This is a genomic window from Streptomyces sp. HNM0645 (assembly GCF_030056615.1).
In the GTDB taxonomy this organism is placed as follows: domain Bacteria; phylum Actinomycetota; class Actinomycetes; order Streptomycetales; family Streptomycetaceae; genus Streptomyces; species Streptomyces marianii.
In genome coordinates, this window is the sequence record NZ_JASHLT010000048.1 from 41,938 (window position 1) to 64,520 (window position 22,583).

A 22,583-nucleotide genomic window follows, 5' to 3' on the forward strand; every position below is an offset into this window, starting at 1 on the left:
GATAAATTCAGGTGGCAGGCAGACGTGGGACGAGACGCGCCCACCGAAGGAGGCCACACGTCCATGAGCCCCTTTCCGAGCTCCGCACCCCGTACCCAGCAGTGGCGCCACATCCGGCTGACCAGGCAGGACGGCATCGCCACCGTCACCCTCGACCGACCGGAGAAGCTCAACGCGCTCACCTTCGGCGCCTACGCCGACCTGCGCGACCTGCTCGCGGAACTCTCCCGGGAACGCTCCGTGCGCGCCCTGGTCCTCGCCGGCGACGGCCGCGGCTTCTGCTCCGGCGGCGACGTCGACGACATCATCGGTGCCACCCTCGCCATGGACACCGCCCAGCTCCTCGACTTCAACCGGATGACCGGCCAGGTCGTGCGCGCCCTGCGCGAATGTCCCTTCCCCGTGATCGCCGCGGTCCACGGTGCCGCCGCCGGCGCCGGGGCGGTCCTCGCCCTCGCCGCAGACTTCCGCGTCGCCGACCCCACCGCCCGGTTCTCCTTCCTCTTCACCAAGGTCGGGCTCTCCGGCGGAGACATGGGCGCCGCGTATCTGCTGCCCCGCGTCGTCGGCCTCGGCCACGCCACCCGGCTGCTGATGCTCGGCGAACCCGTCCGCGCCGCAGAGGCCGAACGCATCGGACTCATCAGCGAACTCACCGAGGAGGGCCAGGCCGACAAAGCCGCCGCGGACCTCGCCCGCCGCCTCGCCGACGGCCCCGCCCTCGCCCACGCCCAGACCAAGGCGCTGCTCACCGCGGAACTCGACATGCCGCTCGCCGCCTCGGTCGAACTGGACGCCGCCACCCAGGCCCTGCTGATGAACGGCGAGGACTACGCCGAGTTCCACGCCGCCTTCACCGAGAAGCGCGCCCCGAACTGGCAGGGACGATGACCCCGCCGCCACCCCGTACTCCGGACGCCCCGCTCCCGTCCGGCACCGCCCCCGGAGCGCCGCCCCCGGGCACATCGGGCACGTCCGGCGCCCCGGACGCCCCCCGCCTCCTCCCGGGCGCCGACCGGACACCACGCCGGAGCGTCCCCCTGCGTGTCGCCGTCGTCGGCGGCGGCCCCGGCGGCCTCTACGCCGCCGCACTCCTCAAACGCCTCGACCCCGCACGCGACATCACCGTCTGGGAACGCAACGCCCCCGACGACACCTTCGGCTTCGGAGTCGTCCTCTCCGACGAGACGCTCGGCGGCATCGAACACGCCGACCCCACCGTCCACCGCGCACTCCAGCGCGCATTCGTCCGCTGGGACGACATCGACATCGTCCGACGCGGCCACACCCTCACCTCCGGCGGACACGGATTCGCCGCACTCGGCCGCCACAGCCTCCTGCGCGTCCTCCACGACCGCTGCCGGGAACTCGGCGTGAAACTCCGTTTCCGCACCCCGGCCCCACCCGCGGCCGAACTCGCCGCCCACCACGACCTCGTCATCGCCGCCGACGGCGTCAACAGCACCACCCGCACCGCGCACGCCGACGTCTTCCGCCCCCGCATCACCACCCACCGCTGCCGCTACATCTGGCTCGCCGCCGACTTCGCCCTCGACGCCTTCCGCTTCGACATCGCCGAGACCGAACACGGCGTCATGCAGCTCCACGGCTACCCCTTCGAACGCCCGGAACCCGGCCCCGACCCGCAGACCGAGCACTCCGGCGAGCCCCGCACGACCGGAGCGTCCACCGTCATCGTCGAAATGCGCGAAGAGGTCTGGCGCGCCGCCGGACTCGACGAATGCGACGAGCAGCAGTCCGCGGAACGCTGCGCCAAGATCTTCGCCGAAGCCCTCGGCGGCCGCCCCCTCCGCGGCAACAACTCCGCCTGGACCGCCTTCCGCACCGTCGTCAACGAACGCTGGTCCCACGGCAACACCGTCCTCCTCGGCGACGCCGCGCACACCGCGCACTTCTCCATCGGCTCCGGCACCAAACTGGCCGTCGAGGACGCACTCGCCCTCGCCGCCTGCATCGAGGAACACCCCGGCCTCCCCGACGCCCTCACCGCCTACGAGGCCGAACGCCGCCCCGTCGTCGAATCGACCCAGCGCGCCGCCGCCGCAAGCCTCCGCTGGTTCGAGGACCTCCACACCTACCTCGACCAGCCACCCCGCCAGTTCGCCTTCAACCTCCTCACCCGCAGCCGCCGCGTCACCCACGACAACCTCCGGATGCGCGACCCCGCCTTCACCCGCACTGTCGAGGACGACTTCGGATGCCCGCCCGGCACCCCGCCCATGTTCACGCCCCTGCGGCTGCGCCGGCTGACCCTGCGCAACCGCGTGGTCGTCTCACCCATGGACATGTACTCCGCCGACGACGGCAACCCCGGCGACCTCCACCTCGTCCACCTCGGCGCCCGCGCCCTCGGCGGAGCCGGACTCGTCATGACCGAGATGGTCTGCGTCAGCGCCGAAGGCCGTATCACCCCCGGCTGCGCCGGCCTCTACACCGACGCACACGCCACCGCCTGGCGCCGCATCACCGACTTCGTCCACGGACAAGCACCCGGCACCGCGATCGGCGTCCAACTCGGGCACTCCGGCCGCAAAGGGTCGACCCGGCTCATGTGGGAAGGCATCGACCAGCCCCTGCCCGACGGCAACTGGCCCCTCGTCGCCGCCTCACCCCTCCCGTACCGGCCCGGCGTCAACCAGACCCCGCACCAGCTCGACCGCGCCGGACTGACCCTCGTCCGCGACCAGTTCGCCGCCGCCGCCCGCCGCGCCGCCGACTGCGGATTCGACCTCCTCGAACTCCACTGCGCCCACGGCTACCTCCTCTCCGGCTTCCTCTCCCCCCTCACCAACCACCGCACCGACGCCTACGGAGGCAGCCTCGCCAACCGCCTCCGCTACCCCCTCGAAGTCTTCGACACCGTCCGCGGCATCTGGCCCGACGACCGGCCCATGACCGTCCGGATCTCCGCCACCGACTGGGCCGCCGGAGGTACCACGGCCGACGACGCCGTGGAGATCGCCCGTGCCTTCGCCGCCCACGGCGCCGACGCCATCGACGTCTCCACCGGCCAGGTCGTCCCCGACGAACGCCCCGAGTACGGCCGCTCCTACCAGACCCCCTACGCCGACCGCATCCGCAACACCCTCCGCGTCCCCGTCATCGCCGTCGGCGCGATCTCCTCCTGGGACGACGTCAACTCCCTCCTCCTCGCCGGCCGCACCGACCTCTGTGCCCTGGCCAGGCCCCACCTGTACGACCCCCACTGGACGCTCCACGCCGCCGCCGAGCAGAGCTACGCCGGACCCGCCGCACCCTGGCCCGCGCCCTATCGGGCCGGCAGCCGCACACCCCCGACCGGCCGCACCGACGCCCCCAAGCCGCGCCTCACCCTCACCGGGGCACCGAAGAAGCCGTGACCCACCGGGTCCGGGTGTGAACGAGACCGTCACCCGTACCGTGAACGAGACCGTCACCCCTACCGTGGACGCCCGACGCCCGACGCCCGACGCGGCCGGACTCGCCCGTCAGGACCGGCGCCCGCGCGAGGCCCGTCCGGCGACGGAGCCGAACCCCCGCAACCGCCGACCGCTCACACGCCGTCAGGCCGGACGTACCCCGCGCCCGCGTCCCGCAGCCGCTCGTGCAACCCCGAGAACACCTCCGCCGAACGCCCGCCCGGCCAGTCCTGCGGCAACAGCTCCGCCGGCAGCCCCGGATCCGCGTACGGAAGCCGACGCCACGAATCCAGCGCCAGGAGGTAGTCCCGGTACGCCTCCTCCGCCGGTGTCGCCCCACGCGACTCCCAGGCCCGCAGCACCGGGCCGTGCGCGTCCAGGAACTCCTCGTGCTGCTTGGCCACCCCCGCCAGGTCCCACCAGCGACCCACCGCCTCGGCCGTCGCAGCGAACCCCAGATGCTCGCCCCGGAACAGGTCCACGTACGGATCCAGCTGCAGCCGCCGCAGGGTGTGACGCGTCTCCTCGTAGAAGCGCGCCGGCGCGATCCACACCCCCGGCGCCGCCGTGCCGAACCCCAGCCTGCCGAGACGCGACCGCAGCAGATGCCGCTTGTGCCGCTCCGCCTCCGGCACCGAGAACACCGCCAGCACCCAGCCGTCCGACAGCAACGCCGCACGGCGGCCGAAGATGCGTTCGTCACCGTCGTCCAGCAGCTGCCGCGCGTCGGCCGACAGGGCGTAGCCCGCCGCCCCGGTCCCCGTCCGCTGCGGGACGAGCAGCCCCCGCCGCTTCAGCCGCGACACCGACGAACGCACCGAAGGGGCGTCCACGCCCACCGCCCCCAGCAGCCGGATCAGCTCCGCCACCGCGAACGGCCCCGCCGACTCGCGTCCGTACGCGCCGTACAGGGTGACGATCAGGGAACGGGGAGTGTGCTGCTCGGCCACGTGATCACTCTAGGCCCCGCAACCGGAACCGCTGCAGCTTCCCCGTCGGCGTGCGCGGCAACGCGTCCAGGAAGACGATCGCCCGCGGGCACTTGTACGGCACCAGACGCGTCTTCACGAACTCCCGCAACGCCTCGGCACCCGCCTCGTCGCGCGCGGTACCGTCCCGCACCACCACGTACGCCACCACGATCTGGCCCCGCAGCTCGTCGGCGCGGCCGACCACAGCCGCCTCCACCACATCCGGATGCGCGAGCAGGGCGTCCTCCACCTCCGGGCCCGCGATGTTGTACCCCGCCGAGATGATCATGTCGTCGGCGCGGGACACATAGCGGAACCACCCGTCCGGCTCCCGTACGTACATGTCACCCGTCAGGTTCCAGCCGTTCCGCACGTACACGCCCTGCCGCGGATCCGACAGATAGCGGCAGCCCACCGGCCCCCGCACCGCCAGCAGCCCCGGCTCACCGTCCGGCACCGGATCCCCTGAGTCCCCGTCCACCACCCGCGCCTCCCAGCCCGGGACCGGAACGCCCGTCGTCCCCGGCCGGATGTCCCCGTCCGCCGCCGAGACGAAGATGTGCAGCAGCTCCGTCGCCCCGATGCCGTTGATGATCCGCAGCCCCGTCCGCTCCCGCCACGCCTGCCACGTCGCGGCCGGCAGGTTCTCCCCGGCGGACACACAGCGCCGCAGGGAGGAGACGTCGTGGCCGCCGACAGCGTCCAGCATCACCCGGTACGCCGTCGGCGCGGTGAACAGCACCGACACCCGGTGCTCGGCGATCGCCGGCAGCAACTGACCCGGCCCCGCCTGCTCCAGCAGCAGCGTCGATGCCCCCGCCCGCAGCGGGAACACCACCAGACCGCCCAGACCGAACGTGAAACCGAGCGGAGGGCTCCCCGCGAACACATCGTCCGGCGACGGCCGCAGCACACGCGCCGAGAACGTGTCGGCCACGGCCAGCACATCCCGGTGGAAGTGCATGCACCCCTTCGGCCGGCCCGTCGTCCCGCTCGTGAACGCGATCAGCGCCACGTCGTCCGCCGCCGTCTCCACCGCCCGGAACACGGCCGGACCGCCCTCCGCCCGCCGCAGCAGATCGTCGGGCCCGTCCCCGCCGAACGCGGTGACCCGCAGCCCGGGCACCTCCGCCTTCACCAGATCGTCCACGGTGCGGACGTCGCACAACGCATGCGTCACCTGTGCGATGTCACACATGACGGCCAGTTCCCGGGCCCGCTGCTGGGCGAGGACCGTCACCGCCACCCCGCCCGCCTTCATCACCGCGAGCCAGCACGCGGCCAGCCACGGCGTGGTCGGGCCCCGCAGCAGTACCCGGTTGCCGGGCACCACACCCAGCTCACCGGTCAGCACATGCGCGATCCGGTCGACGCGCTCACGCAGTTCCCCGTACGTCCAGACGGCGCCCGTGCCGTCCCGGAACGCGGGACGGCCGGCCCCGTGACGCCCGATCGTGGTGTCGAGCAACTCCCCGCCGCAGTTGAGCCGCTCCGGATACCGCAGCTCCGGCAGATCGAACAGCAACCGCGGCCACTGCTCCGGCGGCGGCAGATGGTCCCGCGTGAACGTGTCGTGATGAGCCGAAGGAGTCAGCTCCGGGCCGGCCGAGGGTGTCAGCACCATTTCGCCCCCTTGTCGTGGTGGGGTCGCGCAACGAGCGTAGCGTGATGGTGACGACAGTCAACGGTCCGCGATAGCCTGCTTCACGAGGTCGCCGCGCAACCGCGCCACCCGCCCCGTCATCCGGCCGCAGGAAGTGGGGAATCGGATGCCCGCATTCTCGCTCGAACCGGCACAGACCGCCTGGTGCGCCGAACTACGCACCCTGGCCGCCGAACGACTGCGCCCCCTCGCCGACAAGGGCGAACCCGGCCGTGTCAACCGGCCGCTCCTCACCGCCCTCGGTGAACTCGGCCTCCTGGCACGACTCTTCACCGCCGGCGCACTCGACCTGTGCCTGATGCGCGAATCCCTCGCCCACGGCTGCACCGAGGCCGAGACCGCACTCGCCCTCCAGGGACTCGGCGCCCACCCGCTCCACCGATCGGGTACCCCCGCCCAGCGCGACCGCTGGCTGCCCGCCGTCGCCGCAGGCCGCGCCGTCGCCGCGTTCGCCCTCAGCGAGCCGGAAGCCGGCTCCGACGCCGCCGCGCTCGCCCTCCACGCCGCAGCCGAACCGCACGGCCCGGGCTGGCGCCTCACCGGCGAGAAACTCTGGATCTCCAACGCCCCCGAGGCCGACTTCTACACCGTCTTCGCCCGCACGGGTGAAGCCCCCGGCGCCCGCGGCATCACCGCCTTCCTCGTCCCCGCCGACCGCCCCGGCCTCACCGGCCGCCCCCTCGACATGCTCTCCCCCCACCCGATCGGCGCCCTCACCTTCGACGGCGTCCCCGCCACCCCCGACGACGTCCTCGGCATCCCCGGCGCCGGCTTCCGCGTCGCCATGGACACCCTCAACCTCTTCCGGCCCAGCGTCGGCGCCTTCGCCGTCGGCATGGCCCAGGCCGCACTCGACGCCACCCTCCACCACACCGCACACCGCAACGCCTTCGGCGGCCCCCTCAAGAGCCTCCAGGCCGTCTCCCACCAGGCAGCAGACATGGCCACCCGGACCGAAGCCGCCCGCCTCCTCGTCCACGCCGCCGCCTGCGCCTACGACGCCGGAGCCCCCGACGTGCCACGCCGCTCCGCCATGGCCAAACTGTTCGCGACCGAGACCGCCCAGTACGTCGTCGATACCGCGGTACAACTCCACGGCGCACGCGCACTCCAGCGTGGCCATCTGCTCGAACACCTCTACCGGGAAGTGCGCGCCCCACGCATCTACGAAGGCGCCAGCGAGGTCCAGCGCGGCATCATCGCCAAGGAGCTGTACGCCACCGCCGGCACCGAGGAGACCACCCGATGAGCCTCGAACGGATCAACCCGCCCAGGCTGTCACCCGCCGGCGGCTTCTCCCACGCCGTCGCCGCCACCGGCTCCCGCCTGGTCTTCCTCGCGGGCCAGACCGCACTCGACGCCGACGGCAAGGTGACCGGCGACGGGCTCGTCGAGCAGTTCGAAACCGCCCTCACCAACCTCCTCGCCGCCCTCGCCGCGGCCGGCGGCACACCCCACGACCTCGCCCGCGTCACCGTGTACGCCACCGACGTCGCCGACTACCGCCGCCACGCCGGCGAACTCGGCCGCATCTGGCACCGGCACGCCGGCCGCGACTACCCCGCCATGGCGGTCATCGGCGCCGTGCGCCTCTGGGACGAACAAGCCCTCGTCGAACTCGACGGATTCGCCGTACTGCCCTGATCCGGTCGCCACGCGGCCCGCCCGCCGTCAGCCCTCCAGCAGTGACCCCATCCACTCCTCGACGGCCTCCGGCACCCGCGGCAGCGCCCCCGACATCAGCCGCGCCCCGTCCGCCGTCACCACCAGGTCGTCCTCGACGCGCACCCCGATCCCTCGCAACTCGGCGGGCAGCGTCCCGTCGTCGGGCTGGAAGTACAGACCCGGCTCCACCGTCAGCACCTGCCCCTCCTCCAGCACCCCGTCGAGATACGCCTCGGCACGCGCCCGGGCGCAGTCGTGGACGTCGAGCCCGAGCATGTGGCCGCTGCTGCACAGCGTGTACCGGCGGTGGAGGTCGCCCTCCCGGTCCTTCAGCACCCCCCAGTCCGCCAGACCCTCCGCGATCACGCCCATGCAAGCGCGGTGGAAGTCACGGAACCGGCTCCCCGGCCGAAGCGCCGCCATGCCCGCCTCCTGTGCGGCGAGGACGAGTTCGTGCACCCGCCGCTGCACGGGGGAGAAGCGGCCGGACAACGGGAGCGTGCGTGTGACGTCCGCCGTGTAGAGGGTGTCCGTCTCCACGCCCGCGTCGAGCAGCAGCAGCTCCGACGGGTCGAGTCGGCCGTCGTTGCGGGTCCAGTGCAGCACGCACGCGTGCGCCCCTGACGCGGCGATGGTCTCGTAGCCCGTACCGTTGCCCTCCAACCGGGCCCGCAGCCCGAACACACCCTCGACCAACCGCTCACCGCGCGGATGGGCGAGCGCACGCGGCAGCGCACGGACGACGTCCTCGAAGCCGGCCGCCGTGTGGTCGACGGCACGCTGCAACTCACCGATCTCCCAACGGTCCTTGACCAGCCGGAGCTCGGCGAGGGCTGCGGCGAGCGGGGCATCGGACGCGGCGTCGCGGCCGGGAGGCAGCAGCCCGAGATCGTCGAGACGGACGCACCGGACGCCCGTCAACCGCTCGGCCTCGGCCAGGTCGGGTCGTCGACCGACCCAGAACTCCCCGTACCGGCGGTCCCGGTAGAACGTGTCGTCGCCGGCGGCCCGCACCGGCCGGGGGCGGACGTACAGCACGGCCTCGTGCCCGCCGGCCGGACCCGACGGCTCCAGGACCAGCACATGGCCGTGCTGGTCCTCGCCGGTCAGCCCCGTCAGCCAGGCGTAGGCGCTGTGCGGACGGAAGCGGTGGTCGCAGTCGTTGGAGCGGACCTTCACCTCCCCGGCCGGAACCAGCAGCCGTTCACCGGGGAAGCGCGCCGAGAGCCGGGCCCGCCGGGCCGGCGTCACGTCACGGGCCGCGACGCGGGCGTCGGCGGGCGGCGTCCCCTCCGCCCATCCCTCGGTCATGAACGCCGCCAACTCCGGGGAAACCGGCAGGTCATGGCTGCCGGTGCGGGGGCGCTGGGGGAGGGGGGCGCTGCCGGCCATCTCGGCTCCTCGAGTCCAGGGATCCGTGAATCCTCGAATCCGCGCATACGGAACGGTGCTGAGGGGTTGTCAGTGCAATTTCACATTACTATGTTACGGGTCACATCGCGCTGCTCCGGTTACAACCAATCCCCTTGTACCTCAACGGAGTTCGCGACCATCGCACCGCTGACTCACCCCCAGCCACCTCCCACACAGGAGACACCGGTGTCCCAACCCCGACCCACGCTGTCCCGATCCCGCAGACCCCTGCTCGCCGCAGCGGTCGCCGTCGCCCTGCTCGCTCCGCTCGGCCAGGCCGCGCACGCCGGTGCCGCCGCACCCGGCGATCCCGCGGCCCGTCCCGCGCCCGCCGCCTTCACCGGCCGTCCCGCGCCCGCCGCCCACGGTGCGAACCCCCACGACGAGGTCGACCGCCTCGCGCGCGCCCCCAAACCCGCCGCAGCCCCCGCCCCCGCTCCGGGAGGCCTCGCCCAGGGCCGCACCCCCGGCCGCCAGAGCTCCGCCTCCGCCCGTACCGACGCGGCCGGGAGCGGCGGCACCCGCACCGCCGCCGGCGTCCCCTGCACCCTCGACGGCCTCACCCGCCTGGGCCCCCGGCAGCTCGCCGACTTCCTCGCCGACCCCGCCGTCACCGCCGACGGATGCCTCTCCGGCCTCATCTGGGACTGGGACGCCCGCCTCGCCCCGGTCATGTCCGACGCCCATGTGCAGGCCGTGGGCCGACGCATATCCTCACTCGCCGCCACGCACGACGGCACCAACGGCACCCACCTGCTGGAGATGTTCACCTTCCTCCACGCCGTCGCCTACCACGACTTCTCGCGCCCCGAGATCGACATCACCGACATCCCGACCACCGAGGTCCTGCGACGCGCGGTCAACGACTTCGGTACCGCCGCCCGCACCTTCGACGTCACCCGGGCCAACGCCGAGACCCTCCGGGAGGCGCTCTACACCGCCAGCGCCCCCGGCCTGCGGCACAGTCAGCTCGGGCTGGTCAAGAAGGTCCTCGCCACGATGGACAGGTACCACAAGGGCCAGTACGACGACGCCTCCTGGGGCGGCGCGGCGCTCGCCGCCCTCTCCGTCAACTACCTCGGCGTCTACCCGGGCAACAAGGACACCGCCTTCCACAACGTCGTCACGGGGAACGTCTCGTACCGCGCCGCCTTCCGGGCCTTCGCCGGCCACACCCACCTCAAGGGCACCGTCAACGAGTGGGTCGTTCGCGACGCGCTGAGCGAGTACGGCCGCTTCGGCCAGATCGCCGCGCTCAATGGCGGCATCGTCCCCGACCTCGGCGTCCTGCTGCCCGTCACCCGTGCCAACTTCGGCAACGGCAGCCGCCCCTGGGCCTCGCTCGTCTCCTGGCTCAACTTCTACGGGGCGTGCAAGCCCCACGCGGTCTGCAAGGACGACATCGAGCGGCGGATATTCCCCAACACCTTCACCTACGACAACGGCGCCATCAAGGTCCGCACCGGCCTCGACCGCACCACCGTCGACCAGCTCTACTACGCGAGCAAGCAGGTCAAGGCACAGTTCCACCGGGTGCTCGGCACCGAGACCCCGCTCGCCGGGGACACCAACACCTCACTCAACATCGTGCTCTACGCCTCCCGCGCCGACTACGAGGTCTACCACCCCCTCCTCACGGGCATGGGCACCGACAACGGCGGCATCTACATCGAACGCGGCGCCACGTTCTACACCTACCAGCGCAGGGTCCCGCAGGACTCCTCGCTCACCCTCGAGGAACTCTTCCGGCACGAGTACGTCCACTATCTCAACGGGCGCTGGGCGGTGCCCGGGTACTTCGGCGAAGGCCCCTGGTACAGCGGCGACCGCACCACGGCCATGGACGAGGGCACGGCCGAGTTCTTCGACGGCGCCACCCGCGACGACGGCATAGCCGTCCGCAGGTCCCTCGTCCAGGGCGTCATCGACGACACCGCCGCCGGCGGCCCCCGGATGACCGTGAACCAGCTCCTCCACGCCACCTACGACGGAGACGGATTCCGCTTCTACGACTACGCGGGCACCTTCTTCGAGTTCCTGTGGACCGAACGGCCCTCCCTGCTGCGGGAGATGTACGGCCTGCTCCGGGCGGACGACCCCGCGGGCTTCGATGCCTGGCGCGGCCGGCTCGGCGGCGACCCGGCACTCCAGCGCGCCTACGACGCGTTCCTCGACGCGCAGATCGCCAAGGTCGACGAGCTGTTCGTGCCCAACACCACCTACACCCCCAACGACCGGCTCAGGGACGCCTCGGCCGAAGCGGTCCGCGTCTCCTTCGCCGCCGCCACCCAGTCCCATCCCGTCTGCACGGAGAACGACGACCCCGGAAAGCGGCGCTTCACCTGCACCGGCCGGATCACCGCCAACCTCACCGACTCCGCCTCCCCGGACCTCGTCTTCAAGGACATGTCCGAGACCGTCGACTACTTCATCCTCGACCGCGCCGGAGTCGCCTCCACCAATCTCGCCGACATGAACTGCTCCTTCGGGCCGGTCGAGATCTGGTCCAACGGACGTGCCGGTACGTCCACTTACCGCTGCGAAGGGCCCCTGCGCAGCTGAGCCGGGCGGGGACGGAGCCGTTGCCGCGATTCCCTTCCCGGCGACACAGCAATGTGACATATTACTGCTGTGTCCACCGGAAACCCTCGCGGCCCCCTGGACGCCGTCGTCGTCGGCGCCGGTGTAGTCGGAGCGGCCTGCGCCCACTACGCGAGCCGCGCCGGCCTCGCCGTCGCCGTCGTCGACCGCGGCTCCGTCGCGGGCGGCACCACCGGCGCCGGCGAAGGCAACCTCCTCGTCTCGGACAAGGAGGCGGGCCCCGAGCTCGACCTCGCGCTGCTGTCCACCCGGCTGTGGCGCGAACTCGCCGACGTCCTCCCACCGGAGACGGAGTACGAACCCAAGGGCGGTCTCGTCGTGGCGCCCGACGAGACCGCCCTCACCGCACTCCGCCGATTCGCCGAAGCCCAGCGTGAAGCCGGCGTCGAGACACGCGAAGTCCCCGCCCACGCTCTCCGCGACCTGGAACCCCATCTGACCCCCGGCCTCGCCGGCGGCTTCCACTACCCCCAGGACGCCCAGGTCCAGCCCGCCCGCGCCGCCGCCCAACTCCTCGCCTCGGCCCGCCGCTCGGGCGCGGCCGTCCACCTCGGCGAACAGGTCACCGGCGTCCTCACCCACCCCGACGGCACCCTGCGCGGCGTCCGCACACCCCATCGCGAACTCCACGCCCCCGCCGTCGTCAACGCCACCGGAACCTGGGCCGGCGACCTCGCCCGCCTCGCCGGCACCCACCTGCCCGTCCACCCGCGCCGAGGCTTCGTCCTCGTCACCGAACCCCTGCCACGCGTCGTCCGCCACAAGGTCTACGCCGCCGACTACATCTCCGACGTCGCCAGCGGCTCCGCTGCCCTCCAGTCCTCCGCCGTCGTCGAGGGCACCCCCGCCGGACCGGTCCTGGTCGGCGCCACCCGCGAACGCGTCGGCTACGACCGCTCCCTGTCCGCCGAAGCCCTCCGCCGGCTCGCCCGCCAGGCCGCCGCCCTGTTCCCCGTACTCGCCCGTGTCCGCGTCATCCGCACCTACCACGGCTTCCGCCCCTACCTCCCCGACCACCTCCCCGCCATCGGCCCCGACCCGCGCGTCCCCGGACTGTTCCACGCGTGCGGCCACGAGGGCGCGGGCATCGGCCTCGCCCCCGCCACCGGGCTCCTGGTCGCCGCCGCACTGGCCGGCGACAGTCCGGCCCTCGACCTCCGGCCGTTCCGGCCCGAACGATTCGACCGGGAACGATTCGACCAGGCAGGAGCAGCGCAGTGACCACCACCCCGGCCCGGCTCGTCCGCGCAGAACCCGGCCCTCCGTACGAGATCAGCTTCGACGGGCTCCCCGTCCCCGCCCTGCCCGGGCAGAGCATCGCCGCGGCCCTGTGGGCCGCCGGCATCCTCGCCTGGCGCACCACCCGCCACGGCGGCTCACCCAGAGGCGCCTTCTGCGGGATCGGCACCTGCTTCGACTGCCTCGCCACCGTCAACGGCCGCCCCAACCGCCGCGCCTGTCTCGTCCCCGCCCGCCCGGGCGACGTGATCACCACGCAGAAGGGGACCGGCCATGACGACCTCGCCGTCTGAACCCGGCACACCCCCCGGCGCCGCCCGCGGTGACACGCCCTGCGACCTCGCCGTCGTCGGCGCAGGCCCCGCCGGACTCGCCGCCGCCGTCACCGCCGCCGGTCTCGGACTGCGCGTGACGCTCCTCGACGCGGCCGAACACCCCGGCGGCCAGTACTACCGCCACCCCGCACCCGGCCTCCGCGCCGCCCGGCCCCAGGCCCTGCACCACCACTGGCAGACCTTCGCCCGCCTCGAACGCCGGCTGCGCGCCCACTCCGCCACCGGCCGCCTGCGGTACCTGCCCGGCCACCACGTGTGGAGCGTCCTGCCCGAAAAGCCGACGGAAGCGGGGGAGTCCTCCCGGACTCCGGTCGGAGCCCCGGCCCCGGCCCCGGTCTGGCGACTGCACGCCGCCGCCGTCGAGGGCGCCGGCGCGGGCCGGGTCCCGGAGGACGGCGAACAGGACGCCGGCGGCGACGGCGACGAGAGACCCGTCACGGTCCGGGCCCGCACCGTCCTCCTCGCCACCGGAGCCCACGAGCACCAACTGCCCTTCCCCGGCTGGACTCTTCCCGGCGTCGTCGGCGCCGGCGGGGCCCAGGCCATGCTCAAGTCCGGACTCGTCCTCCCCGGCCGCCGGACCGTCGTCGCCGGCAGCGGCCCACTGCTGCTCGCCGTCGCCGCCGCCCTCTCGTCCGCCGGTGCCACCGTGCCAGCGGTCGTCGAGGCCGCCGCATACCCCGCCTACGCGCGCCGGCCGGCCGCCCTGCTGCGCAACCCCGGCAAACTCGCCGAAGGGGCTGCGCACGGCGCCACGTTGCTCCGGCACGGCGTAAGGGTCCTCACCCGCCACGCGGTCACCGCCGCCCACGGCACCGCCCGGATCGAGGCGGTGACGGTCGAACGGCTCGACCGCGACTGGCGGCCCGTGCCGGGAAGCGCCCGCCGCATCCCCTGCGACGCCCTCGCCACCGGCCACGGACTCGTTCCCCAGCTCGAACTCGCCACCGGACTCGGCTGCGCCACCCGCCACGCGGCCGACGGCACCCCCGCTCTCGCCCTCGACGACGAACAGCGCACCTCCGTGGCGGGTGTCTGGGCGGCGGGGGAGACCGGCGGGATCGGTGGCGCCGAACCCGCCCTGGCCGAAGGCGAACTGGCCGCCCGCTCCGTCGCCCGCGCCCTGCGCGGCATCCCGCTGCCGCCGCGAGCGGCGGTCCTGCGCGGGCGCCGGGACCGGCTGCGGGCCTTCGCCGACACGATGGCCGCCGTGCACCGGCCGGGCGACGGCTGGACCGCATGGCTCGACGACGACACCCATGTGTGCCGCTGCGAAGAGGTCACGGCAGGGGCGATCAGGCAGGCTGCCGGCGAACTCGGCGCGCACGACACCCGCACGGTCAAACTGCTCACTCGCGCCGGAATGGGCTGGTGCCAGGGCCGTATGTGCGGCCCCGCGGTCGCCCGGCTGGCCGGCGGGGCCCCGGCACCGGACCGTAGGCCCCTGTCCTGCCCCGTACCGCTCGGACACCTCGCCGGCCTGCCCGGGGACGGTCCGCCCACCCCGGCTCAGCCGCCCGACCGATCCGACCCGCCCACCCCGGCTCAGCCGCCCGACCGATCCGACCCGCCCGCCCCGGCGGACCGCTGACCCGGGGAACGGCACCCGGGACGGCGGTCAGGGGGCCCGGCACGGTCCACCGGCACCGTCCACCGGGGCCGCCCCGGTGCGACAGGGCCGGCTGAGGGGCCCGCTCATCGCCCACCTGGGAACCGACGGCCTGCGCTGGACGGCTGCAAGCCGACGGGCCGGAAGCCGACGGGCCCGAGGGCCTGCAGCCGAGCATCCGTCGGCGGGCGGCCAAGCAGGAATCCCTCACCCGACGACACGTCAGAAGTCCACCGTCGCACCGCGGCTCCCCCCCTTGTGGCGGTGGAGTGCCGATCAGTAAAATGTCACACCTCACACTAGGAGTCGCCATGGCATCCGCACCCCGCCGCACACGTCCCTGGCACGGCATCATGGTCGCCACCGCCCTGCCCCTCCGCGAAGACCTCTCCGTCGACCACGACGCCTACGCCTCCCATGTCGCCTGGCTCATCGAGAACGGCTGCGACGGCGTCGTCCCCAACGGCTCCCTCGGCGAGTACCAGACACTCACCGACGACGAACGCGCCCGTGTCGTGCGTACCGCCGTCGAGGCGGCTGGCGACGGGAGCCGTGTGATGCCCGGCGTCTCGGCATACGGCTGCGCCGAAGCCCGCCGCTGGGCCGACCAGGCCGCCGACGCCGGCGCCGGGTCCGTCCTCCTGCTGCCCCCCAACGCCTACCGCGCCGACCCGGACACCGTCGCCGCCCACTACGCCGAGGCCGCCCGGTCCGGTCTGCCCGTCGTCGCCTACAACAACCCCTACGACACCCGCACCGACCTCACCCCCGACCTGCTCGCCCGGCTGCACGGCGAGCAGAGCATCGTCGCCGTCAAGGAGTTCAGCGGCGACGTCCGCCGCGCCTACGAGATCGCCGAACTCGCCCCGGGCCTCGACCTGCTGATCGGCGCCGACGACGTCCTGCTCGAACTCGCCCTGGCCGGTGCGGTCGGCTGGATCGCCGGATACCCCAACGCCCTCCCCGCCGCCTGCGCCACGCTCTACCGCGCCGCCGTCGCCGGCGACCTCGACACCGCGCTACCGCTCTACCGGTCCCTTCACCCTCTGCTGCGCTGGGACTCCCGGACCGAGTTCGTCCAGGCCATCAAGCTCTCCATGGACCTTGCCGGGCGCCCCGGTGGTCCGACCCGCCCGCCCCGCTCCCCCCTGACCGGTGAACAGGAGACCGCAGTCCGCGCCGCGACCGAGAAGGCACTCGCGGAAGGCCACCACTAGCCGAACCGACCGCACGGCACGAGACCGGGAACACGCGAACGCGCAACACGCGAACGGGCAGCACGAGAAGGGGACACCACCCATGCGCACCCGCCACGTCTACCACGCCGTCGACTCGCACACCGAAGGGATGCCGACCCGCGTCGTCACGGGAGGTGTCGGCGTCGTCCCCGGCGCCACCATGGCCGAGCGCCGGCTGCACTTCGCCCGGCACCTCGACCACATCCGCACCCTGCTGATGTACGAGCCGCGCGGCCACTCCGCCATGAGCGGCGCGATCCTGCAGCCGCCCACCCGGCCCGACGCCGACCACGGCGTGCTGTTCGTGGAGGTGTCCGGACTGCTGCCCATGTGCGGCCACGGAACCATCGGCGTCGCCACCGTCCTCGTCGAGACCGGCATGGTGCCCGTCACCGAACCGGTCACCACCGTCCGTCTCGACACCCCCGCCGGGCTCGTCTCCGTCGACGTCCGTGTCGAGAACGGCGAGGCGCGTTCCGTCACGCTCACCAACGTCCCCTCGTTCTGCCTCGGAACCGACCTCAAGGCCGACGTCCCCGGGTACGGCACCGTCACCTATGACATGGCATACGGCGGCAACTTCTACGCCTTCGTCTCCCTCGACGCCCTCGGGCTGCCCTTCGACCGAGACCGCAAGGACGACCTCCTCGCTGCCGGCCTCGCGGTGATGGACGCCGTCAACACCACCGCCCGGCCCGACCACCCCGAGGACCCCGGCATCGCCGGCGTCAAGCACGTCTACCTCACCGCACCCGGCTCGGACGCCGTACGCTCCCGGCACGCCATGGCGATCCACCCGGGCTGGTTCGACCGCTCCCCGTGCGGCACCGGCACCAGTGCCCGCATGGCGCAACTGCACGCCCGCGGCGAACTGCCTCTCGGCCGGGACTTCGTCAACGAGTCCTTCATCGGCACCGAGTTCACCGGCCGTCTCGTCGGGGAGACCACCGTCGGCGGACTGCCCGCAGTGATCCCCACCGTCACGGGCCGGGCCTGGATCACCGGTACCGCCCAGTACTTCCTCGATCCGTCCGACCCGTTCCCCGGAGGCTTCCTCCTGTGACCGCGCCGTCCTCACCCACCTCACCCAACGCGCCGGCCCCAACCGACGTGCCGGCCTCGCCCACCGCGCCGCCGGCCAAGAGCGCGCCGACGTCCCCGGCTCAGCCGGCCGCCCCGGCCGCCCCGGCCGGGGCCGGAACGAACACCCCGGCGCCGGCGCCCCAGGGCCCGACCGGCGCCGGGCCGCTGACGACCGTCGGCACCACCGACTACCACACGGCCGGTCAACCCTTCCGCATCGTGGCCGGAGGACTGCCCCCGGTTCCCGGCGGCACCGTCGCCGAGCGCTGCGCCCACGTCATCGGCGCCGGAGGCTCCGCCACGGCTCCCCGGCCCGGCCCCATCGACGACATCCGCCGGCTCCTCGTCCAGGAACCCCGGGGCCACGCGGGGATGTACGGCGGCTTCGTGGTGCCACCGGACGACGAAGGAGCCGATCTCGGCGTCCTGTTCTGGCACAAGGACGGCTACTCCACCGCATGCGGCCACGGTGTGATCGCGCTCGGTGCCTGGGCCGTCGACAGCGGCCGCGTCAGGGCACCGGACGACGGCTCCGTACGGGTCGGGATCGACGTGCCGTCCGGCCGGGTCACGGCCACCGTCCACCGCGCGGACGGCCGCACCACCGCCGTGACCTTCCGCAACGTCCCCGCCCGGGTGACGGCCCGGAAGGTCCCGGTCGCCACCGGCTTCGGCACGGCCGACGTCGACATCGCCCACGCCGGAGCCTGCTACGCCTCCGTGCCCGCCGCGCAGCTCGGTCTCGACGTGGACCGTGCCTCACTGCCCCGGCTCGTCCGCGCCGGGCGGGAGATCAGGGCCGCGCTCGCCGGCCACCCCGCCACCTGGCACCCCGACAGCCCACTGCTGTCAGGTGTCTACGGTGTGATACTGCACGAGGAGCTCCCAGAGACCGCGGCCGGGCCCGCCCAGGCCAACGTTACGGTCTTCGCCGACGGCCAGGTCGACCGCTCGCCCTGCGGCTCCGGAACCTCCGCACGCCTCGCCCTGCTCGCCGAGGACGGCAGGCTCGGTCCCGGCGACGTCCTGCACCACGAGTCCGTCGCCGGCACGGTCCTCACCGGCCGCGTGGTCTCCCGCACCGACGAGGGCACCGTCACCGAGGTGACCGGCTCGGCCCACCGAACCGGTGAGCACACCTTCCACCTCGACCCCGACGACGCGCTGGCGAACGGATTCCTGCTGTGAAGGCGCGCGCCACGGAACCGCGCCACCTCGGCGCCGCCGATGTCGCCCGACTGCTGACGCCGTCGGCCGCGGCCGACGCGGTCGAGGCCGCACTCCTCGGCGGCATCGACCCGGAGGAAGGCCCACACCGCACACAACTTCCCTTGCCGTCAGGACAGTTGCTGCTCATGCCGGCTGCCGCCGACGGCATTGCGGGGGTGAAGATCGCGGGCATCGCACCGGCCAACCCCGCCCGCGGGCTGCCGCGCATCACCGGCAGCTACCTGCTCCTCGACGGGGCGACCCTGATGCCGTTGGCCCTCCTGGACGCCGCCGCGCTGACCGCGCTGCGCACCCCCGCCGTCTCCGCCGTCGCCCTGAGGCACCTCGCCGCGCCCGACGCCCGCCACGCGGTGATCTTCGGCGCCGGTCCCCAGGCGTACGGGCATCTCGAAGCGGCTCTCGCCGAAAGGCCGTTGACCCGCATCACCGTCGTCTCGCGGCGTACCGAGAGCGCCGAGGCGCTCGCCGCGCACGCCCGCGCGCTCGGTCCGCACGCCCGTACCGGCACACCCGGCGACGTCACCGGCGCCGACCTCGTGCTGTGCTGCACCACCGCGCGCCAGCCGCTGTTCGACGGCCGGCTGGTCCCCGACCACGCCACCGTGGTCGCCGTCGGCTCCCACGAACCGGACGCCCGTGAGACCGACACCGCACTCGTCCGCCGGTCGGCCGTGTACGTCGAGGCACGTACGGCCGCCAGGCGCGAGGCGGGGGACATCCTCCTCCCCGAAGCCGAGGGGGCGGTCGGGCCGGACCACATCAGGGGAACGCTCGCCGACCTGGCCACCGGCCGCGCCCGTCCCGCCGCCGGTTGTCCACAGCTCTTCAAGAGCGTGGGCATGGCCTGGGAGGATCTTGCCGTGGCCGCCGCAGTCCACAGCGCGGCCACGACCGAAGAGGGCGGGGAAACGTGACATTGTACGCTTGCCCTCCACTGGATTCTCGGAGGAAGCGCCATGGGGGACCTGAAGCAGATCGGCCTGATCACCGCTCAGGAGCGGCTGCGCGACCAGGTCGCCCACGCCCTGCGGGCGGCGCTGGTCGCCGGTGAACTCCGCCCCGGCCATGTGTACTCCGCGCCCGGACTCGCTGCGGACTTCGGGATCTCGGCCACACCGGTCCGCGAGGCCATGCTGGACCTCGCCCGCGAGGGACTGGTCGAACCCGTGCGCAACAAGGGCTTCCGCGTCACCGAGGTCAGCGAGCGCGACCTCGACCAGTACACCGAACTCCGCGCCCTGATCGAGGTGCCGACCATCGGCCGGGTCACGCAGATCGCCACCGAGGCCCAGCTCGAGGCGCTGCGCCCGGTGGCCGAGGAGATCGTGGAGCACGCGGGCAACCACAATCTGATCGGCTACCTCGACGCCGACCGCCGCTTCCACCTCGGCCTGCTCTCCCTGGCCGGCAACGAGCGTCTCGTCGAGACCGTCGGCGACCTGCGCAAGCGCTCACGGCTCTACGGGCTGACGCGGCTCGACGAACTCGGCCTGCTGGTCGCCTCCGCAGAGGAGCACCACGAACTTCTCGACCTCATGCTCGCCGGTGACGAACTCGCCGCCGAGGAGTGCATGGCCCGCCATCTCGGCCACGTCCGCTCCCTCTGGGCGCGGGCGGGGGAGAAACCGGTGGAGCAGCCGCGCACCAAGCGCACCCTCGGCGCCCACTGACGGAGGGGCCACCACCCGTTCCCGGCGCCCGCGGCATCCCGGCCCGGGACCACCACCCGCATCCCGGCCCGGGACCGGCACTCCGGCCCGAGAGGACCGGCGCCCCCGGTCGGCAAAGCCTCGGCAGCCGTTGCCGCCCACCTCCCCCGCAACCGGTGCTGCCGGTGCCCCGTCCCGGAGGCCCCGGCCGACCCGTCCCGTCCCGGACGCCCCGGCCGCCGGGCGTCCCGCCGAACTCGAATACCGAACGCCCCAGTTGATCAAGCGACCCTCCGCGCGGCCCCGCATCTGATCAACTGGTCGACCTCTCCGGCCGGGCTTACCGTCGAAGGACGGATGCCCGACGTCCGACCAGGCAGCCACGCCATGACCACGCCCTCGCCCACCCCCGTACCGCACACCGCCGCCCCCGCCCGGGGCGACGGAAACGGGATCGCGCTGCTGGTCATCGCATCGTGCCAGTTGATGGTCGTCCTCGACGCCACCATCGTGAACATCGCCCTCCCGCACATCCAGCGATCGCTGCACTTCTCCACCACGGGCCTGGCCTGGGTGGTGAGCGCCTACACGCTCGCCTTCGGCGGTCTGCTGCTCCTCGGCGGACGCACGGGCGACATCCTCGGTCGGCGGCGGGTGTTCGTCACCGGCGTACTGGTCTTCGTCGTCGCATCACTGCTCGGCGGCCTCGCGCAGAACGCCCCGCAACTGCTCGCCGCCCGCGCCCTGCAGGGCGCCGGCGGTGCCGTCGCCTCCCCGACCGCGCTCGCCCTGATCAGTACGACGTTCCGGGAAGGACCAGAGCGCAACCGGGCGTTCGGCGTCTTCGCCGCCGTGTCCGCGACCGGCGGTGCCATCGGGCTCCTCGCGGGCGGCGTCATCGTCGAATGGCTCGACTGGCGCTGGGTCTTCTTCGTCAACGTGCCCATCGGACTGCTCATCGTCCTCGCCGCCCCGCGCCGCATCCGCGAGTCCGCACGCCACCCGGGGCACTTCGACATCGCCGGCGCCCTGACCTCCACGCTCGGCATGGTGCTTCTCGTCTACGCCTTCATCCGCGCCGCCCAGGACGGCTGGCGGGACGGGGGCACGCTCGCGTCCTTCGTCTCCGCGGCCGTGGTCCTCACGGTCTTCGTCCTGGTGGAGACCCGTTCCAGGCAGCCGATCACCCCGCTGCACATGCTCGCCGACCGCAACCGTTCGGGCACCTACGGGATGATGCTCAGCCTCGCCGCGGCGATGTTCGGGATGTTCTTCTTCCTGACGCTCTTCGTACAGAACGTGCTCGGCTTCAGCCCGCTACGGGCCGGTCTGTCCTTCCTGCCCGTCAGCGCGGTGATCGCGACCGGAGCGGGCCTGGCCTCGCGTCTCCTGCCCCGGTTCGGGCCCAAGCCCTTCATGGTGACCGGGGCGCTGCTCGCCACGGCCGGACTGTCCTGGCTGACCGGTGCCGACGTCCACGCCACGTACGGGGGCGACATCCTCGGCCCGATGATCCTCTTCGGCTTCGGAATGGGGCTGCAGTTCGTCTCGCTCACCCTCATGGCGCTCTCCCGCGTCCCGCCGTACGAGTCGGGCGCGGCCTCGGGGCTGCTCAACACCAGCCAGCAGCTCGGCGGGTCGCTCGGTCTGTCCGTCCTGGTCACGGTGTTCGGTGTGGCGGCCGCGCACGAGACGGCCCGCCTGACGCCGGAGTTCCTCGCCCGGGCGACCCCGCCGCAGCGGCTGTTCCACGAGCGCACCGGGCAACTGCCGCCGCCCTGGGGCGACCAGGTGCTCGCTGCCGGGACCAGTGCCGCGTTCGTACTGGCCGCTGTCTTCACCGGAGTCGCCGCGCTGATCGCGCTGCTCGTCATCCAGGTACGGCCCTCGGACATCGCGCGACTGAAGGGCACGGCAGGGCGGCCGGGAGTGCGCTGACGCACACCGCACCCACCACCGTTCTCAGGCCCCCGCCAGCCGGAACCACACCCACTTGCCGCGGTCACCCACCGTGGCCACGCCCCAGGACGCCGCCAGGGCCTCCAGCAGGTCCAGGCCGCGCCCCGACTCCATCTCGTCGGAGGGCGCGCCGCCGGAGCGGGTTCCGGAGCCCATGTCCGTTGTGCCGTCGAAGACCGCGCCGGTGATGGCCCCCAGGGCCGGGTCACGGGCCAGGGCCACCTCGATGACCGCTCCGTCCGCGTGGCGGACCGCGTTCGCGACCACCTCGGTCAGAAGCAGGGCCGCGGTGTCCACAACCGCGCGGCACGCCGCCGCGCCACCTCCGTTTTCCCCCGTTATGTTTTTCGCGGTCCTGCAAGAGGGCCGCTGGCCTCCGGGCCCGGCATGACTGTTGCCCCCTGTCGAACGGATGACCTGGGGGGTGGTGTCACCGGGTCCGAGGGGTGCCGTCGGAGACGCTGATGAGAGGTCCGACCACCGCCCGGCCGGGCGCAACGCCCGGCCGC

At 73.2% G+C, this 22,583-nt stretch carries 18 protein-coding genes; 14 read left to right on the forward strand and 4 right to left on the reverse strand.

Annotation, left to right across the window (positions count from 1 at the left end; translation table 11 throughout):
* Positions 1–63: 63 nt before the first annotated feature.
* Together QMZ92_RS28115 and QMZ92_RS28120 are read left to right on the forward strand one after the other, a co-directional pair.
* Complete coding sequence (locus QMZ92_RS28115; protein WP_283300310.1) at positions 64–891, forward strand: enoyl-CoA hydratase family protein; 828 nt, start codon at positions 64–66, stop codon at positions 889–891.
* The gene (locus tag QMZ92_RS28120; RefSeq protein ID WP_283300311.1) at positions 888–3,380 is read left to right on the forward strand and encodes a bifunctional salicylyl-CoA 5-hydroxylase/oxidoreductase; all 2,493 of its coding nucleotides are present in this window, start codon (positions 888–890) and stop codon (positions 3,378–3,380) included. The genes QMZ92_RS28115 and QMZ92_RS28120 overlap by 4 nt, the downstream gene beginning before the upstream one ends.
* A 173-nt stretch (positions 3,381–3,553) precedes the next feature.
* Here QMZ92_RS28120 and QMZ92_RS28125 read toward each other — a convergent pair whose 3' ends face one another.
* Positions 3,554–4,369, reverse strand: a complete 816-nt coding sequence (locus QMZ92_RS28125; RefSeq protein WP_283300312.1) for a PaaX family transcriptional regulator — start codon at positions 4,367–4,369, stop codon at positions 3,554–3,556.
* A gap of 4 nt (positions 4,370–4,373) precedes the next feature.
* A complete protein-coding gene (locus tag QMZ92_RS28130) occupies positions 4,374–6,014 on the reverse strand; it encodes an AMP-binding protein (RefSeq protein WP_283300313.1) in 1,641 nt (546 codons plus the stop codon).
* A gap of 145 nt (positions 6,015–6,159) precedes the next feature.
* On the opposite strand from QMZ92_RS28130, the gene QMZ92_RS28135 reads away from it, so the two are divergent.
* Entirely contained in the window at positions 6,160–7,302 is a 1,143-nt protein-coding gene (locus QMZ92_RS28135; RefSeq protein WP_283300314.1) for an acyl-CoA dehydrogenase family protein, read from the forward strand.
* Positions 7,299–7,697 carry a RidA family protein gene (locus tag QMZ92_RS28140; RefSeq protein ID WP_283300315.1) on the forward strand — a complete coding sequence of 133 codons (399 nt, stop codon included), beginning with the start codon at positions 7,299–7,301 and terminating at the stop codon, positions 7,695–7,697. Before QMZ92_RS28135 ends, QMZ92_RS28140 begins: the two co-directional genes overlap by 4 nt.
* 27 nt (positions 7,698–7,724) lie before the next feature.
* On the opposite strand, the gene QMZ92_RS28145 is transcribed toward QMZ92_RS28140, so the two are convergent.
* Positions 7,725–9,110 carry an aminopeptidase P family protein gene (locus QMZ92_RS28145; protein WP_283300316.1) on the reverse strand — a complete coding sequence of 462 codons (1,386 nt, stop codon included), beginning with the start codon at positions 9,108–9,110 and terminating at the stop codon, positions 7,725–7,727.
* 207 nt (positions 9,111–9,317) lie between these two features.
* Between QMZ92_RS28145 and QMZ92_RS28150 the strand changes: the two genes are divergently transcribed.
* The 10 genes from QMZ92_RS28150 (at position 9,318) to QMZ92_RS28195 (ending at position 22,053) form a co-directional block, all read left to right on the forward strand.
* Positions 9,318–11,693, forward strand: a complete 2,376-nt coding sequence (locus tag QMZ92_RS28150) for a collagenase (RefSeq protein ID WP_502962158.1) — start codon at positions 9,318–9,320, stop codon at positions 11,691–11,693.
* Between the two features lie 69 nt (positions 11,694–11,762).
* Positions 11,763–12,953 carry an NAD(P)/FAD-dependent oxidoreductase gene (locus tag QMZ92_RS28155; RefSeq protein WP_283300318.1) on the forward strand — a complete coding sequence of 397 codons (1,191 nt, stop codon included), beginning with the start codon at positions 11,763–11,765 and terminating at the stop codon, positions 12,951–12,953.
* Positions 12,950–13,264 carry a (2Fe-2S)-binding protein gene (locus QMZ92_RS28160; protein WP_283300319.1) on the forward strand — a complete coding sequence of 105 codons (315 nt, stop codon included), beginning with the start codon at positions 12,950–12,952 and terminating at the stop codon, positions 13,262–13,264. Before QMZ92_RS28155 ends, QMZ92_RS28160 begins: the two co-directional genes overlap by 4 nt.
* On the forward strand, positions 13,245–14,897 hold the full coding sequence (locus QMZ92_RS28165) for an FAD/NAD(P)-dependent oxidoreductase (RefSeq protein ID WP_283300320.1): 1,653 nt from the start codon (positions 13,245–13,247) through the stop codon (positions 14,895–14,897). Before QMZ92_RS28160 ends, QMZ92_RS28165 begins: the two co-directional genes overlap by 20 nt.
* 329 nt (positions 14,898–15,226) lie before the next feature.
* Positions 15,227–16,132 (forward strand): dihydrodipicolinate synthase family protein, encoded by a 906-nt coding sequence (locus tag QMZ92_RS28170; protein ID WP_283300321.1) that lies wholly within the window; start codon positions 15,227–15,229, stop codon positions 16,130–16,132.
* Between the two features lie 82 nt (positions 16,133–16,214).
* Positions 16,215–17,216: a proline racemase family protein gene (locus QMZ92_RS28175; RefSeq protein WP_283300322.1), complete on the forward strand. Its 1,002-nt coding sequence runs from the start codon at positions 16,215–16,217 to the stop codon at positions 17,214–17,216.
* A 185-nt stretch (positions 17,217–17,401) separates the two neighbouring features.
* Positions 17,402–18,424, forward strand: a complete 1,023-nt coding sequence (locus tag QMZ92_RS28180) for a proline racemase family protein (protein WP_283300329.1) — start codon at positions 17,402–17,404, stop codon at positions 18,422–18,424.
* On the forward strand, positions 18,421–19,380 hold the full coding sequence (locus QMZ92_RS28185) for an ornithine cyclodeaminase family protein (RefSeq protein ID WP_283300323.1): 960 nt from the start codon (positions 18,421–18,423) through the stop codon (positions 19,378–19,380). Before QMZ92_RS28180 ends, QMZ92_RS28185 begins: the two co-directional genes overlap by 4 nt.
* A 42-nt stretch (positions 19,381–19,422) precedes the next feature.
* Entirely contained in the window at positions 19,423–20,136 is a 714-nt protein-coding gene (locus tag QMZ92_RS28190; protein WP_283300324.1) for a GntR family transcriptional regulator, read from the forward strand.
* 366 nt (positions 20,137–20,502) lie between these two features.
* Positions 20,503–22,053, forward strand: a complete 1,551-nt coding sequence (locus QMZ92_RS28195) for an MFS transporter (RefSeq protein ID WP_283300330.1) — start codon at positions 20,503–20,505, stop codon at positions 22,051–22,053.
* 24 nt (positions 22,054–22,077) lie between these two features.
* Here QMZ92_RS28195 and QMZ92_RS28200 read toward each other — a convergent pair whose 3' ends face one another.
* The gene (locus QMZ92_RS28200; protein WP_283300325.1) at positions 22,078–22,371 is read right to left on the reverse strand and encodes an ATP-binding protein; all 294 of its coding nucleotides are present in this window, start codon (positions 22,369–22,371) and stop codon (positions 22,078–22,080) included.
* Positions 22,372–22,583 lie beyond the last annotated feature (212 nt).